15 protein-coding genes are annotated in these 14,486 nt (G+C 69.4%); 4 read left to right on the top strand and 11 right to left on the bottom strand.

The features are described from left to right. The first annotated feature begins 4 nt into the window (after positions 1-4). The 4 genes from rfbD (at position 5) to wecB (ending at position 3,672) form a co-directional block, all read left to right on the top strand. Positions 5-901 carry a dTDP-4-dehydrorhamnose reductase gene (gene rfbD, locus ACE3RX_RS07740; RefSeq protein WP_374482011.1) on the top strand — a complete coding sequence of 299 codons (897 nt, stop codon included), beginning with the start codon at positions 5-7 and terminating at the stop codon, positions 899-901. Between the two features lie 109 nt (positions 902-1,010). Continuing rightward, on the top strand, positions 1,011-1,892 hold the full coding sequence (rfbA, locus tag ACE3RX_RS07735) for a glucose-1-phosphate thymidylyltransferase RfbA (RefSeq protein ID WP_374482009.1): 882 nt from the start codon (positions 1,011-1,013) through the stop codon (positions 1,890-1,892). Next, positions 1,892-2,446 (top strand): dTDP-4-dehydrorhamnose 3,5-epimerase, encoded by a 555-nt coding sequence (gene rfbC / locus ACE3RX_RS07730; RefSeq protein ID WP_374482007.1) that lies wholly within the window; start codon positions 1,892-1,894, stop codon positions 2,444-2,446. Before rfbA ends, rfbC begins: the two co-directional genes overlap by 1 nt. A gap of 116 nt (positions 2,447-2,562) precedes the next feature. After that, positions 2,563-3,672 (top strand): non-hydrolyzing UDP-N-acetylglucosamine 2-epimerase, encoded by a 1,110-nt coding sequence (gene wecB / locus ACE3RX_RS07725; RefSeq protein ID WP_374482005.1) that lies wholly within the window; start codon positions 2,563-2,565, stop codon positions 3,670-3,672. Positions 3,673-3,732: 60 nt separating this feature from the next. Here the strand turns inward: wecB and ACE3RX_RS07720 are convergent, their stop codons facing one another. Genes ACE3RX_RS07720 through ACE3RX_RS07670 form a run of 11 tightly spaced genes read right to left on the bottom strand, consistent with a single transcriptional unit; the run spans position 3,733 to position 14,468 of the window. Further along, positions 3,733-4,503, bottom strand: coding sequence for a hypothetical protein (locus ACE3RX_RS07720; protein WP_374482003.1), 771 nt, complete (start codon positions 4,501-4,503; stop codon positions 3,733-3,735). Positions 4,504-4,513: 10 nt separating this feature from the next. Continuing rightward, complete coding sequence (locus tag ACE3RX_RS07715; protein WP_374482001.1) at positions 4,514-5,809, bottom strand: hypothetical protein; 1,296 nt, start codon at positions 5,807-5,809, stop codon at positions 4,514-4,516. Positions 5,810-5,822: 13 nt separating this feature from the next. After that, the gene (locus tag ACE3RX_RS07710) at positions 5,823-6,038 is read right to left on the bottom strand and encodes a hypothetical protein (protein ID WP_374481999.1); all 216 of its coding nucleotides are present in this window, start codon (positions 6,036-6,038) and stop codon (positions 5,823-5,825) included. Between the two features lie 17 nt (positions 6,039-6,055). Further along, positions 6,056-7,453 carry a hypothetical protein gene (locus ACE3RX_RS07705; protein ID WP_374481997.1) on the bottom strand — a complete coding sequence of 466 codons (1,398 nt, stop codon included), beginning with the start codon at positions 7,451-7,453 and terminating at the stop codon, positions 6,056-6,058. Positions 7,454-7,465: 12 nt separating this feature from the next. Further along, the gene (locus ACE3RX_RS07700) at positions 7,466-8,854 is read right to left on the bottom strand and encodes a tail fiber domain-containing protein (RefSeq protein WP_374481995.1); all 1,389 of its coding nucleotides are present in this window, start codon (positions 8,852-8,854) and stop codon (positions 7,466-7,468) included. Further along, positions 8,854-9,330, bottom strand: coding sequence for a hypothetical protein (locus tag ACE3RX_RS07695; protein WP_374481993.1), 477 nt, complete (start codon positions 9,328-9,330; stop codon positions 8,854-8,856). The genes ACE3RX_RS07700 and ACE3RX_RS07695 overlap by 1 nt, the downstream gene beginning before the upstream one ends. Positions 9,331-9,353: 23 nt before the next feature. Then, positions 9,354-11,228, bottom strand: a complete 1,875-nt coding sequence (locus ACE3RX_RS07690) for a hypothetical protein (RefSeq protein ID WP_374481991.1) — start codon at positions 11,226-11,228, stop codon at positions 9,354-9,356. Next, positions 11,221-12,741 carry a baseplate J/gp47 family protein gene (locus ACE3RX_RS07685; protein WP_374481989.1) on the bottom strand — a complete coding sequence of 507 codons (1,521 nt, stop codon included), beginning with the start codon at positions 12,739-12,741 and terminating at the stop codon, positions 11,221-11,223. The genes ACE3RX_RS07690 and ACE3RX_RS07685 overlap by 8 nt, the downstream gene beginning before the upstream one ends. Continuing rightward, complete coding sequence (locus ACE3RX_RS07680) at positions 12,731-13,150, bottom strand: hypothetical protein (protein ID WP_374481987.1); 420 nt, start codon at positions 13,148-13,150, stop codon at positions 12,731-12,733. Before ACE3RX_RS07680 ends, ACE3RX_RS07685 begins: the two co-directional genes overlap by 11 nt. Before the next feature lie 14 nt (positions 13,151-13,164). After that, positions 13,165-13,812 (bottom strand): hypothetical protein, encoded by a 648-nt coding sequence (locus ACE3RX_RS07675; protein ID WP_374481985.1) that lies wholly within the window; start codon positions 13,810-13,812, stop codon positions 13,165-13,167. Positions 13,813-13,829: 17 nt separating this feature from the next. Continuing rightward, entirely contained in the window at positions 13,830-14,468 is a 639-nt protein-coding gene (locus tag ACE3RX_RS07670) for a phage baseplate assembly protein V (RefSeq protein ID WP_374481983.1), read from the bottom strand. Between the last annotated feature and the right edge of the window lie 18 nt (positions 14,469-14,486).

Raw genomic sequence — 14,486 nt, 5'->3', positions numbered from 1 at the left:
CCTGATGAAGATTCTCCTCTTCGGCAAGAACGGCCAGGTCGGCTGGGAACTGCAGCGCAGCCTCGCCCCCCTCGGTGAGGTCATCGCCCTCGACCACGACGGGCTCCCGGGTCTGTCCGGCAACTTCGCCGACCCGGACAGCCTGGCTGCCACCGTCGACGCCGTCGCCCCGGACCTCATCGTCAACGCCGCCGCCCACACCGCCGTCGACAAGGCCGAAAGCGAACCCGACTTCGCCCGCGCCCTCAACGCCCTCGCGCCCGGCGTGCTCGCCCGCGAAGCGGCCCGGCGCGGCGCGCTGCTCGTCCATTACTCCACCGACTACGTCTTCGACGGCAGCGGCGACACCGCCCGCAGCGAAGACGCCCCCACCGGCCCGCTGTCCGTCTATGGCCGCACCAAGCTCGAAGGCGAAGACCTCATCCGCCAGAGCGGCTGCCGCCACCTCATCTTCCGCACCAGCTGGGTGTATGCCGCCCGCGGCGGCAACTTCGCCAAGACCATGCTCCGGCTGGCCGCCGAGCGGGCGCAGCTCACCGTCATCGACGACCAGCACGGCGCCCCCACCGGCGCCGAACTCCTCGCCGACGTCAGCGCCCACGCCGCCCGCGCCACCCTCGCCAATCCCGAGCTCGGCGGGCTGTACCACCTCGTCGCCGGCGGCGAGACCACCTGGCACGCCTACGCCCGCCACGTCATCGAATTTGCCCGCGCCCGCGGCGTCCCCATCCAGGTCGCCGCGGACGCCATCCGCCCGGTGCCCACCAGCGCTTTCCCGACCCCGGCGGCCCGCCCGGCCAACTCCCGCCTCGACACCCGCAAGCTGCAGGCCGCCTTCGGCCTCACCTTGCCCCCGTGGCAGCAGGGCGTTGACCGCATGCTCACCGAAATCCTGCCATGACTGGCTGGGGGCCTGCAGGGGCGAATTCATTTGCCCTCAGCGCCTCGAACCACACCCCGCGGGCGAATGAATTCGCCCCTACAGAATTGACTTGAAAGAGACCCGAACCATGCAACGCAAAGGCCTCATCCTCGCCGGCGGCTCCGGCACCCGGCTCCACCCCGCCACCCTGGCGGTGTCCAAGCAGCTCATCCCGGTCTACGACAAACCGATGATCTACTACCCCCTCAGCACCCTCATGCTGGCGGGCATTCGCGACATCCTGATCATCTCCACCCCCCAGGACACCCCGCGCTTCACCCAGCTGCTCGGCGACGGCAGCCAGTGGGGCCTCAACCTGCAATACGCCGTCCAGCCCAGCCCGGACGGCCTCGCCCAGGCCTTCCTGATCGGCGAAGACTTCGTCGGCAACGCCCCCAGCGCCCTCGTGCTTGGCGACAACCTCTTCTACGGCCACGACCTGGCGACCGAGCTGCGTGCTGCCAGCCAGAAGGGGGAGGGCGCCACCGTCTTCGCCTACCCGGTCACCGACCCCGAGCGCTACGGCGTCGTCGAATTCGATGACCACGGCCACGCCATCAGCCTCGAAGAGAAGCCCAAGGTGCCCAAGAGCCGCTACGCCGTCACCGGCCTCTACTTCTACGACAAGCGTGTCGTCGACGTCGCCAAATCCATCCAGCCCAGCCCGCGCGGTGAGCTCGAGATCACCGACGTCAACCGCCGCTACCTGGAGTGGGACGCCCTCGATGTGCAGGTCATGGGCCGCGGCCACGCCTGGCTCGACACCGGCACCCACGAAAGCCTGCTCGAAGCCAGCCTGTTCATCCAGACCATCGAAAAGCGCCAGGGCCTCAAGATCGCCTGCCCGGAAGAGATCGCCTGGCGCGCCGGCTGGATCGACGCCGCCCACCTGCAAAAGCTCGCCGCCCCGCTCGCCAAGAACGGCTACGGCCAGTACCTGCTGCGCATCCTCGAAGAGAGGGTGTTCTGATGAAGGTCACCCCCACCCGCATCCCGGGCCTCCTGATCCTCGAACCGAAAGTCTTCGGTGACGCCCGCGGCTTCTTCCTGGAGAGCTTCAACGCCCAGGTCTTCCGCGAGGCCACCGGCCTCCAGGTGGACTTCGTGCAGGACAACCACTCCCGCTCCGCCAAGGGCGTGCTGCGCGGCCTGCACTACCAGGTCCAGCACCCGCAGGGCAAGCTCGTGCGGGTCGTCAAGGGCCGTGTCTTCGACGTGGCGGTGGACCTGCGCAAGAGCTCGCCGACCTTCGGCCAGTGGGACGGCGTCGAGCTCAGCGAGGACAACCACCGCCAGCTGTGGGTGCCGGCCGGTTTTGCCCACGGCTTCGTGGTGCTCAGCGAGACGGCCGACTTCCTGTACAAGACGACCGACTACTACGCCCCGCAGTTCGAGCGCAGCCTGGCCTGGAACGACCCGACGGTGGGCGTCGCATGGCCGCTGCACGAACTGGACGGCCCGCCGCTGCTGTCGGCCAAGGATCAGGTCGGCAAGGCACTGGCGGAGTGCGAGACCTTCGCCTGACGCTTGTGCTGGCATGTCGGGCGGCTCCATTGTCCGCCTGACAACTATTTCTCTGTTGGTGCCGCCGGGGCGGGCGATAATGTGCCCCTGTCATCTTTTGTCTGTGGAGCCCCCGTATGTCCCGTTCGCTGATCTACCTCGTCGCCGGCGCGCGCCCCAACTTCATGAAGATCGCGCCGATCGTGCGGGCCTTGCAGGCTCGCGCGGACCGCTTCGAGTTCAAGATCGTCCACACCGGCCAGCACTACGACCGGGAGATGAGCGACGTGTTCTTCGATGAGCTGGGGATCCCCAAGCCCGACTATCACCTGGAAGCCGGTGGCGGCAGCCATGCCACCCAGACCGCCAAGATCATGGTGGCCTTCGAGGAGATCTGCCAGCAGGCGCGCCCTGATTGCGTGCTGGTGGTGGGGGATGTGAATTCCACGCTGGCCTGCTCCATCGACGCCAAGAAGCTCGACATCCCGGTGGCCCATGTGGAAGCGGGCCTGCGCAGCGGCGACATGCGCATGCCGGAGGAGATCAACCGCCTCGTCACCGACAGCATTTCCGACTGGTTCTTCTGTACCGAGCCGGCGGGTGTCGACAATCTGCTGAAGGAAGGCAAGGCGCCGGCCGCGGTCTTCCACGTTGGCCACGTGATGGTAGACAACCTGCTGTACCAGCGCGATCAACTCGACGCCTCCGACAAGAGCGGTATGGAGTCCCAGGCGCTGAAGGCCCGGTACCCCCGCTATGGCGTGGTGACCCTGCACCGCCCGTCCAATGTGGATGACGAGGCCAACCTGCGGGGCATCGCCGGCGCGCTGAAGCAGATCGCCGTCGATCTGCCGCTGATCTTCCCGGTGCATCCGCGCACCCGTGGCAACCTGGAAAAGTTCGGTCTCGATCTGGGCCCGAACGTCGTGCTCACCAAGCCCCAGTCCTACATGGAGTTCCTCAACCTGTGGAAGGACGCGGCACTGATCATGACCGACAGCGGCGGCCTGCAGGAGGAAACCACCGCCCTGGGCGTGCCCTGCCTGACCCTGCGGGAGAACACCGAGCGCCCGGTGACCATCGACGAAGGCAGCAATGTGCTGGTTGGCACCGATCCGGCCCGTATCCTCGAAGAAGCCGCCAAGGTACTGGCCGGCCAGGGCAAGCAGGGGCGTCGTCCGCTGCTGTGGGATGGCAAGGCCGCCGAGCGTATCGTCGCCGAGCTGGATCGTCTGCTGGCGTCCTGACCTCACCCCAAGGCAGCGGCTCTGGTCGCGGAGCTGCCGCCTTGTCCTGCCAGCCCGTCCTCAATCCGCTTTCGATGGGCTGTGCAGCTGGATCGCCACGTCGGCGATCCGCCCTTCCTCTTCCGGCGCACCCAGTGTCAGCGCCAGCTCCAGTTCTCCATGCAGCCGGCAGTGGGCCACCCCCAGCAGCCAGGTCGGCGCGGCCGCGTCGAAATGGCGGGTGACGTCTGTCAGTTCGACGCGCAGGCGGGTCATCCTCAGTCCGAAGCCCGGCGTGGCACCCGTCAGGTCGATGACGTTGAGGGATTCGAAGGTGGCCAGCACGGTTTGCAGGCTGCGCGCCAGAAGCGTGTCGATGCTGTCCCGGTCCTTGGCCCAGACCCGTAATTCCAGGTCGATGTGTCCTTCGCTGCGCTCCCGGTAGCCGGCGCTCGGTGCGCCGCGGGTGCGCACGACGACTTGGCCCGGCGGGGCGCGGAAAAAGCGCAGCTTGCGGCCATCCAGCAGGTAGGCGTCGCCGGCGGACAGGATCCGTCCCGGCGGGCTCTGTACTTCAGCCAGCTCGCCGACGGCCTCCGTCGGCAGCGGAAAATCCAGCGGGTGTGCCGCATCGCTTGTCAGTGTTCCTTGCCAGCCCTGGCTGGCCGGATCCCGGGTCGGCGTTGCTTCGCCGTCTGCCGTGCGGCGCGGCCGGCGCAGCCGGGTGGCGTGGAGGGCGACGCGGCTGTCACCCTGGGAAGGGGCGGTGGCCGGACCACCCTGCAGGTCCTGGGCAGAACCGAAGGTCTTCCGCAGGGCGGGCAGCAGCAGGTTTTCAAGGGCTCCGAGCATGGGATTGTCCTCAGGTGGTGGCCGGGGCCACCTCCAGCACCCCGACCCGCAGTTGCAGCCAGGGGGCTTCACCCGGCCCGTCGAGGGGCAGCCAGGGGCCGTCGGCGGTCTGGTAACGGCTGTCCGTCACCCGCGGCGGTCGGTCCGGGTCGGCGTACCACAGTACGGCGCCTTCGCGCACCCGGCACACCAGCCACCAGGTGCCGGCCAGGGTTTGCGGAGCGGGAATGCGCGCCGTCAACCAGGCCGAGGCCGCGGTGGAAGGTTCGTCTGCCAGCAGCTCGAAGTCCATGGACAGCAGCGGCTTTTCCTGTGGCAGCGCGCCGCTTGCGAGATGGATACACAGCTGCCCCCGGGTGGGCTGGCCAAGGGGGCGCAGGCGCAGCGCGATGCTCGACAGCGTGCCACTCTCGATGGGGGGCAGCACGACGGCGGCCGCATGGTGGCTGTCACACAGGCGGGCCAAGGCCGTGCAACCCTGGCCTTCCGGGAGCCAGGGCTGTTCGCCGGGGCGCGGCGTGTCCGCCGGGCCGGGGGGCGGAATGGGCGGCGTCGGTGAGGGCGGCAGGGCTTCAAGTCCGGCCTCGAAGGTCGATACCACGAAGGCCTGATTGCCGGCGCAACGGATCTGCAGTGGCAGGCTGGTGGCCTGCGGATGGTCGCTGCGGTAGCGGTTCAGGGCCCGTGCCAGTCCGCCCACCTCGATGGGCGTGATCGGCAGCGGCCCGTCCAGCGTGAAGAAGGGGGCGTCGTCGTCCACCGCCACCGTCAGGCCGCAGGGTTGCTGGCTGAGGTGAATGCTGAGCTGTCTGAGCGCCAGGGCGCCGGGGATGAGGACGCCGGTGGCCGTGTCGCCGACCTTGCCCTCGACGAGGGTTTCCACGCTCAGGCGGCTGGCACTCTGGGGTGGAAAACCCTGGCGGCTGCCGGTGGGCAGAGTGTCGAGGGGCATTACCGGCAGCCAGTTGCCGCGGCTGAAGAGTCGAGCACGCAGCCCGTTTCTGGGCTGCGGGTTGTCGGCGATGACGGTGAGGCCGACGACGGCACGCTCCTCGCCCCAGTCAGCGGTGGCCCAGTGCAGCGTGACCGCGGCATTGCCGTCCAGCGTCTTGTCGCCGGCGTCGCTTTGCAGCGCCGGCTGGATGGTCTGGACGCTGCCGTCCGCGGCCGCCAGCAGCAGGCGGGCGTAGGCGAGTCGGCGGCCGGGGGGGACGCCGACCGTCAGCCGCAGGCCGTCGGCAGCCGTGAACTGCCGCTTCCCGGCCGGCAGGCCGTCGGGGCCGCAGAGCGTCACCGGTCCGTCCATCGATGGCCTGCGTTCAGTTGGCGACTAGGCGCGGGCCGCCGGCATCGCTGCCGGCGTCGGCGGCCGTTTCGGTGGCCAGGACTTCTTCCAGCACCTGGATGGCGCCACTGATGCGCAGCAGGGTGCTGCGCAGTTCGTCCTGCTTCTTCTGTAGATCGCCCAGTACCTTGGTGCCGGCGTCGTATTCGTCGCGGAGTTCGTTCAGGCGGGCTTCGAGTTGGCTTTTCATGATGGTCTGCGGGATGGTCAGCGGAGGAAAACGAAGATGTCGATGAGGCCCTGTTCGCCGTCGAAGGCGTCGAGGGCCTTGCCGATGGTGGTGCCGACAGGCGCCGCGCCGGCGCGCATGGCGTGGCCGGGCAGGCTGGCGCTGGTCAGCAGGTCGCCGCGGCGGATCGGGCCGTTCTCGCCGCTGACCTTGCAGGGCACCCGGCCCGACAGGGCGACCGGGTATTCGCCAGGGCGCGGGATGCGGCGGGCCGGATCGGCGCCCAGCAGCAGGCCGGGTTGGGACGACACCACGCCGAGGACCAGCGGGTCCTCGCTGCGCCGGCTGCGCCGCATGCCGCTGCGGTCGGGGTCGAGGCTTACCACATCGCCGGCCTCCAGTTCTTCGACGGTGTCGAAGTTCTCGGCCAGGTCGCGGTTGCCGGTCTGTACGTTGTTGCGCGCCCAGATGGTGGCCTCGGCCTCGATGTCGTAGGTGTGGATGCCGCCGCTCCAGCCCGGCGTCTTGGGGGTTGGCGAATAGCCGTGGGTGCCCAGGTTGCCGGCGATGAAGACGTTGTCCCAGATCTTCACGACCCGCCCCAGGGGGCCGCCGGTGGAGCGGCCGAGGATCATCAGCGCGTTGTAGTCGCCGCCGTCGTTCTCGAGGGCCGCGTAGCCGGTCCGGTTGCCGAAGCCGGTGTGGCGGTGGGTGGTTTCAGTGAAATAGAGGTCGGAGCCGCCGGCGTGGATCGCCCCGCGCACGTCCAGGCGTCCAGCCGGCGCGCTGGTGCCGATCCCCAGGCTCGCTTCGGTGATCGCGCAGATCTTGCTGCCCAGGGTGGCGACGTTGCGCAGGTTGCTGCCGTCGGCCTCGACCCGCAGGAAACGGAACTCCTGTCCGTCGGCATCCGGGTTCATGTGCAGGTTGACGCCGGCCTTGCCGCTGTCGATGCGTTTCCAGGTGCCGTCGTAGTAGGCATTGGAGCCCAGGTTGGTCCACGCCTCGTTGCGGCTGCCGGCGTCGATGGTGGTGAGATTGCCCAGTTGTAGGCGGCTGCTTGGCGGGCGTTCGCTGCCCAGGGTCAGGCGCTCGCTGATCGACAGGCTGCCCTGGATGGCGCCGCCGCTGCGGCCGAGTGCGTTGCCGAGGCTGGTGAGGATGTCGTTGATCTGGGTGGCCAGGTCGTGGGTGCTCAGCTTGAGGCTGCCGCGTACCTCCAGATTCTGGAGCGTGACGCTGGCGCCTGGGTCGATACGGCTGCCGTCGATGGCCTTCTCGCGGATACCCTCCCGCGGGATCGGGGTGCCATTGCCGCCGCCGTGGTCGTGGCTGGCGAGGGCTTCGCGGGCCTGAATCTGGGCTTCGTTCCAGTCGTCGGCACGGATGATGTCGCCGGCGCTGCGCTTGACGTAGGGGTCGGGGCGTTCGGCCATCGGTGTGCTCCGTCAGCTGCGTTGTGCCAGCGAGGCGCGCAGCGCATCGATCATTGCCTGCTGCTCCTTCACCGCTTGTACCAGCAGGGCCAGCACCGCGGTCGTGTCGATGCCCTTCCAGCCGTCGGGGCCTTCGCCGACGGCTTGCGGCAGCACTGCTTCCACGTCCTGCGCGAGCAGGCCGAGCACTTCCGTCGAGGTGTCGCTTTTCCAGTTGAAGCTGACGCCACGCAGCCGGCCCAACCGCGGCAGGGCTTCGCCTATCTCGCGGATGTTGCATTTCAGGCGCTGGTCCGACTGCTGGTACTGGCCCTGCATGGTCCACATCTTGGAGGCCGCGAAGCCGCCCCAGTAGGCATTGTTGGCCACGTTCTTGAGCCGCAGCCAGTCGTCGTTGGCCTCGTGGTCGCCGATGCCGGACAGGCGCCACTTGTCGCCGAGGCGCAGCACGTCGGTCTTGAATATGCCATTGATGGTATCGAAGTGCATGCGGATACCGCGGGTGCTGTCGCGGACGTACAGGTTGTCGTCCACGTTGAGGTACACCTGCCCCTGCCAGCGGTAGAAGGTGCCGTCACCGTTGAGGTGCTGGGGAACCTCCGTGCTGACGTCGAGGCCGCGGGAGAAGGTGCTGCCGTTTACGTCCAGGCGGTCCCATACGGAGACGCGGCGGCCGAGGCCGGCGCTGCCATTGCCGACGATCATCAGGGTCTTGTAGATCTGCGTGTCGTTGCTGATTTCGGCGCTGTTCCCGCCGTTCCCCAGGCCGGTCCAGGCGGATGAGAAGCGCAGCGGATTGTTGGCGGGAAAGAGGTCGACGGTTGGCGTGTCGGTGCCATCCTCCGCCTTGGCGGCGTGCACCTTGAGGCGTAGTGCCCCGGCGCTGACCAGGGACAGGGGGTGGAGGCTTTTGGTGCCGACGATCATGCCGGCTTCGGCGCCGAAGAAGCCGCCGGTGTGGCTCATCAGGCGCCCGTCGATGTCGCCGGCGCGGACCGACAGCTTGGCGTGTTGGGCGCCGACCAGGTCGGCGACCCGGTTCCAGCCCTCGGCGTTCTCGGGGCTGTCGGTGCCGATGCCGAGGTCGCCGGCGGTAGTCAGGCGGGCGCCCGAGAAGCTCGCCAGCGCGGCGCGGATGTCGGCGAGCTGGCTGGTGCCGGTCACCTTCAGTGCCCCGCCGATGCTGAGTTCCTTTACGCTCAGCTTGATGTCCGGGTCGATCTTGCTGGCGTCGATGGCCTTGTCCTTGATGCCATCGCGGGGGATCTGGCGGGTGGCGTCGCCGGTATGGTCGTGAACGCGCAGCTCGGTGCGGGCCCGCACCTGCATTTCGTTCCAGTCGGCGGCGAGCATGATGTCGCCGGGGTCCTTGCGGAGATAGGGATCGGGTGTGTCGGCCATCAGAAGATCACCTCCCAGGTCAGGGTCATTTCGAGGTTGCCTGCCCGGTTGATGAGCGGGAAGGTCACCCGGTTGTAGAGCACCGCTTCGGCGCCAGGCAGGCTGATCAGGATGCCGGCCTCCTGCAGGGCCTGGGGGTCGGCACTGCCGGAGGCCGGCAGCGTGGCGGTGACCCGGGCGGTAATGCGCGGCAGCCCGTCGTGGTCGGCCAGCGCGATGCTCGGAATGCTGGCCGGGGCCGAATCGAGCGGGTCGCCGAGGGCGGTGTCGTCGAGGCTCACCGCGCCGCCCTGGCCGCCGACCGCGATGCGTAGTTCCGGCCCTTGTGCGGCGCCGGCAAACAGGCGGGCGAGCAGCTTGCGGCCGGCGTTGGTTATCAAGTTGTCCACCCGGCGCCGTTCCACGACACGACCGCTGGGGTCGCGCAGTTCGATCGACAGGCGGCCGGCGAGGCTGTGGCATTCCTTCATGGGCATCTTCCTTCACTCCTCGGGGTGGCTCACCCCGCGTGGCTCCAGTCCAGGCGGGTGGTGTCGAAGACCACCTGCATCGAAAAGCATCCTTCGGCGGGCTCGTGCCGCTCCCGGGCGGTCAGGCCGAGGCCGGTCTGTAATCCGCCGTCCGCCGGCGCGGCGTCTTCTGTCCAGCGTTGGGCGATGGCGAGTGCGGCCAGTCCGTCAGCGGGCATGACATCCTCGCGGTGGGGTGGCTCCGGGAAGTCCAGCATCGGCCGCACGCCGGCGGCGGTGGCCCGGCTGATGTCGCTGCGGACCAGCTTGAGGGCGCCACGGGCTGCCGCGGCTGCAACCCAGCCGGTCTTGGGAATGCGCAGGCGGTAGCTGGCCGGCGGGCGCGACATCCAGTCGAGGCGCAGGGACAGGCGTGGCGCGTTGGCGGTGGTCTCCTCGCTGGCGCTGCCGGTGTCGGTCTTGCTGAAGGATTCGAACAGGATGGAGGCGTAGCGGGAGTCGCTGCGGCTGATGGAGCCGTCGAGCAGTGCGAAGCTGGTGCCGCCGACGTCGTCGTGCCCGGCGAATCGGGAGGTATGGACGGTGGTCGTGGCGTCGGCGAATTCGGCGTCGGGCTGGGCGAAGCTCAGCAGCATCCACCGGTTGCTGCCCCGCTGCAGGCGCGGCGTGAGGACCCGCTGGTCGAGTACGCCGCAGCGCATGGCGCCGAGGGCCGACTGGGGATCGTCGAAGCGGTTGCCCCACAGGTAGAAGATCGAATGGCTGACGTCCCGCTCGCTGCCGTCGGGCCCGATCAGCAGCGCCTGCCCGGTTGGGTGGGCGCTGAGCCAGGCGTGGTGGCCGGGGGCGTCGAAGCCGTCGAAGGGGGCGGCTTCGGCAGGCGTGACGGCGGGGTAGAGCACCAGGGTTTCGCCGGGTTTGACGGTGCCCGCGTAGAGGGTGATCTCGCCGGTGTCGATGCTGCGGATGGCCGGGTAGGCCGCCGGCTGTTCGCTGATCGTGAGGCTCAGCACCGGGCGGTCGGGGTGCAGGCTCGGGTTGTCGATGGAGAACGGGCGGCGCAGGCGCGGTGCGCTTTCGGCATGGCTGGCCGGCAGGCTGGGGTTCTCGGTGAGCCAGGCTTCGATGACGGCCTTGCTGCGGTTGGGGCAGGGCATGTCGCCCTTGCCGCTGCAGGCACTGCAGCGCTTGCGGGTGCCTGGCGGCATGCCGAAGGCGAGGGTGCTGTCCTGCCGGCGCTGCAGGCGCGGGCAGGGCTCGGCGCCGAGGTCGGCAATCGCCAGGGACAGCAGCGCCCGCGGGGTGGCCAGGCCGCCGGTGCGCACCTTGGCGGTGACCAGCAGGCGCTGGCGGTAGGTTTCACCGGGCTCCGGATCGAGCACGGCCCGGAAGGGGGCGAGGTCGTCGGAGCTGGCCATGTTGCCGGCGGTGACGCTCAGGCTGCGTTCATCGCTGCCGAGCGTGAAGGTGAGGCCCGGGAACAGGGCGCCGAGGGCTTCCGCCGGGTCGAGGGGCGGGCGGCCGTTGCGGGGGCGCCGCCAGCCTTCGCCGATCAGTTCGGTGAGGGCCTCGTCCAGCGGGGCCGTGTGGTCGAAGCGGACCTCCAGCCGGTCGGGGGAGGGCAGGTCGTAGCCGGCGTGATTGAGGCGGGGAGGCAGGCGCGCAACCTGCAGCAACTGACCAAGCTGCTCCACCGCGCTGGCATCTTCCACGTCACGTCGCTGGGTACTGGCCAGGCCGACCCAGCGGTCGTACTGCACGCGGGTCAGTGCATCGTCGAGGCTGGCCAGGCTGGTGGCCATGCCGCTGACGACGGCCCCCACCGCGCTCCGCTCCGGCTGCGCGGTGTAGATGCGCGGCAAGAGCTGCAGCAGGCGTTCCCGGCGCCGGCGTGGGTCAGACATCACTGTTCTCCACGCGTAGGGTGATCGTCCGCGGCATGGGTTGTTCGCGCACGCTGACGTGGGCCAGCCCGCTGGCGTCGTCCAGCTCTTCGGCGAGGCCGTCCCGTTCGTGGATGACGGTGACGCGCAGGCGAGCGATGGCGCTGTCGCCGGTGACCGCAGCCACTGCAGCGTGCAGGGCGGCGTAGGCGATCTCGGCCGGGGCGTCCTCGCCCGCCTGGCGGGCGGCCTTGTCGAAGGCATCCTTGAGGGCACTCGTGACGCGGGCCTGCAGGCCGTTGGTCGGCGTGCCGGCGGCGAGGGTCAGGTTCGCATCCACCCAGACGTTGAGCTTGGGCGGTTCGATGCTCAGACGCAGCGGCAGCGCTTCCGGGTAGAGCCCGATGCGTTCGCCGGGGCTGGCCAGCACGTCGCCGTTGCCAAGCAGGGCACGGTAGGCCACCGATTGGAGGCCGTTACCGTCCTGCCACACGAAGGGCTCCAGCAGCGGGCGCTGGCCGGTCCGGCTGCAGCCGACCACCGCTTCATGGCCGAGCAGCAGGGAGCGCACCTTGGCCTCGCGTACTGCCTCGCCGACCTTCAGCTTGCCGAAGTAGTCGGTGAGGATGGCGCCGAGGCGCTTCTCGATGTCCTTCTGTTCCCGTTCCGGGACCTCGGCATTGAGGGTCAGCGTCGCCGTGACCTGCACGAACACCGGGGTCGCCGGCCCGCAGCGCAGCACGATGCCGGCCGGGCGCACGTCCTCCAGGCGGTTGCGCACTTCTTCGAGCAGGTCGGCGGGAATGTCCTTGTCGCCGAGGATCACCTCCACCTCGCCGGGGCGCCCGCCGGGGTTCTCCATCACCTGTACTTCCTGGATGCCCAGGCTGCGGGCGGCCTGTTCCAGCGCCGACACCGTGCCGGTGTTGGAGGACTGCACCAGCCGGCGGGCGCGGGCGCGCAGTTCGTCGTCGGTCTCCTCCCGCTGGCGGAGGACCAGGTCGCCGGGGTTGCCGACCGTGTCGATGCCGGCGATGGGCCGTGGCAGCGTGGCGAGGGTGTTGGCCTTGACGGTGTTGCCACCCGGCTCCACCGCACGGACGCCGACCATCAACTGGCGCTCGCCCTTGCCGAGCACCGCGTTGGCGGTGGTCGCGAAGAGGGGCACGTCGCGCCCCGCAACCAGGGTGCCGAGGGGGATGTGGATGTCTTCCGGGGCCGGCTGGCCGCGGCCGAACAGGGCCGTGCCTTCCAGGTGGCCGCCGCGCTGGCGTTCGATGCCGAGTAGCGCAACGACGTTGTCGAGGGCCGGGCCGCTGGCGCTCTCCAGGTAGGCGTTGCGATACACCGCGTCGAGCTGTTCGTAGCAGACCGCCAACTCGCGGGCGAAGGCTTCGGCGAGGGTGCGCACCACGCTGCCTTCGTTGGCGTCGGTGAGCGCCACGCGGCCGCCCATGCCCGAGCCGATGTCGGCCAGCAGTGCTTCCACCACCCCGGCGAAATCCTTCTTGATGAAGACCCGGTCAAGCGGCATCGATGCGTACCTCCACGCCGGCTTCCTGGCCACCGACAGCGCGGACCCGGGCGACTACGTCCACGCCGTCGCGGCGGGCGTCGTGGGGGGTGACGGTGACCTGCAGCACCTCCTCGACGCGCGGGTCGCGCAGCAGCTCCTGGCGCACGTAGCGGCGCAGCAGTTCGAGGTTGGGGCGGTCGAGGGGCTCGCCGATCAGGTCACGGATGCGGCTGCCGTAGCGGGGGTGGGCGAGGCCGGCCAGTTCGCCGCGGTCCACCAGCAGGCGCAGGGTCAGGGCCTGGACCAGGTTCTCGAGGCCGCTGACGGTTTCCAGGTCCTGCAGGCCGAGGGCCAGGTCGATGCCGGTCTCCCCGCTGGAGAAGACCAGGCGGAGGTCGGTGCCGAAGGGATCGGGGGCGGTCGCCATCGTCGTGGCCTCCTTCACATCAGTCGTCCGGGGCCGGCGCTGGCGCCGGGCGGGCAGGGGATTCCGGGCGACACCAGGACCTGGGACGCGAACAGGGTGAGGGCCAGGTCCACGCTCTGGGCGAGGGCCTGGGCCAGCTTCGGCGCATCTGCGCCGCGCAGGCCGTTCTGGCTGAGCAGGCCGTTGGCGAAGCCTTCCAGCGGGGACTGCAGCGGCACTGGCTGGAGCATGCCCGGCGCCGCGCTGACAAAGCCGGCCACGGCGATACCGGGCATCACCATGCTTTGGGCGCAGAACAGGTTGATCGCCTGGGCGATGGTCCCGGCGATGGTCTTGGCCAGTCCGTCCGCATCCTCGCCACGCAGGCCTTGTCCCTGGCACTGGGCGCTGGCCAGTCCTTCCAGCTGTGATGCGCCGGGGCCACCGGCCGGCGGCGGCATCAGTTTGCCGGGGCCGGCAGTGGCGCCGCTGCCGGTGATCGGGTCGGCCGCTACCGGGATGCCGGGCATCACCATGGCCTGGGACAGGAACATCGTCAGCGCCTGGCCGGTGGTGTTGGCAATGGCCGCGGCGAGCCCGGGAATGTCTTCCCCCAGCAGGCCGGCGGCCTTGAGGAAGCCGCTGGCCGGGGATTCGATCTGGCTGGAGGTCGGGGCGGGCATGTCTGGCTCTCCTTGCTTCAGCCCTTGGCCTTGACGGTGCCGGACGGCACCAGGGCCTTGCCGGTGTAGTAGCACTTGTGGGACTGCTCGGTGATTACGCCGGCGCCGTTCTTGCCCAGGTCCACGTTGCCCGAGGCGTCGACGGTGAAGTCGGTGCATTTGATCGTGAGCTTGCCCTTCACCTCGATGGCCAGGTCGGCTTCGCCCTTCACCTCGACGTTGCCGTCCTTCTTCACCGTCACAACTGTTTTGCCGGCGGTGACGATGCACGATTCGTCTGCGTCGATCGCGAAGCTGCTGACCCCGTCGGCGGTGGCGAAGGCGTGCCATTCCTTCTCTTTGTGCACCGGCGGATTGATCTTCTCGGAATACAGGCGGCCGACGACGACGGCCCGGTTTGGGTCGCCGCCGACGTAGCTGAGCAGCACCAGGTCACCGACCTGCGGCGGGCTCACCATGCCGACGTGGGGCGTGGCAATGGGAACTTTGCGCAGTTCGAGGCCGCCTTCGCGCAGCTGGACCGTGCATTCGTGGTTGTTGCCGTCGTCCTCCCCGGTGTGGGGGAAGACGCTGGTCACCACCGCCAGGTCGCCGAGGCGCAGGCTGCGCAGCTCGTCGCGGACCACCGCGCGGATGATGTCGATCGGATCGCTCATGGCCGGATTGGTCGCGTT

It is taken from the genome of Zoogloea sp., assembly GCF_041914405.1.
Classification (GTDB): Bacteria; Pseudomonadota; Gammaproteobacteria; order Burkholderiales; family Rhodocyclaceae; genus Zoogloea.
The sequence above is the reverse complement of the archived record's forward strand: the minus strand, read 5'-3'. Positions and strand labels throughout refer to the sequence as shown.